Below are 711 nucleotides of genomic sequence, written 5' to 3'. Positions count from 1 at the left end.
TATGGATGTCTTGTAAGTCTAAGGCGATAGGCCGAGTCGGTTTTTTTGCAGTATCAAGCATGGTTCAGCAGACTTCCAATAAATATGAGTGAAAACACGAATAAAAATAAATAAGAGCTGTATATTATAAATAAGGGCTATATAGTATCAGCATCTATAGCATTATCGTGATAGTACTATGCCTAAGTAGGCAAAGAAAAAATGCCATATTGTCTCTTATTCCAAAGCAAAAAGGCAAATCTTGTGTTTAACCAGTCAGTTAGTTGATACTAGCCGCTACTCATCAATAATAACGTCGCTACAAACAGTTGACCTAAAAAAGCCCAGACTGCATTTATCGCTCTGGGCTTTATTTTATCACTTTCGCGTACCGGACGTTGTTTTATCTGATAACGCTATATTGACCAACACACTATTATAGCGTTTAGCGCGCCATAAAACTTAGTACGTCGATACATGTTCTGAATCTTCCGTACCATCCAGCACTTCTGCATCATCAGCGGTTGCCACTGCCACATCGTCGCCTGTACTGACAGCCATACCGTCATCAGCGCTAGCAACAGCGATATCATCAGAGCTGCTCGCAGTCGCGGTTGCATTCTCTTCAACGCTGGTTTGGGCATCGACAGTCGTGTCCGCTTGCGTCTCCATCGGTGTTTCGTCTTTACTACACGCACTGAGCGCAAGCACGCCTGCAACCAACCCAACCGT

At 43.5% G+C, this 711-nt stretch carries 1 protein-coding gene; it reads right to left on the bottom strand.

Translation table 11 applies throughout. The features are described 5' to 3' along the window. Positions 1-441: 441 nt before the first annotated feature. On the bottom strand, positions 442-711 hold a 270-nt coding region (locus ACS8FC_RS17470; protein WP_439297718.1), incomplete at its 5' end, for a hypothetical protein.

It is taken from the genome of Psychrobacter sp. 1Y4, assembly GCF_051847555.1.
This window is presented reverse-complemented; position numbering and strand designations above follow the sequence as displayed.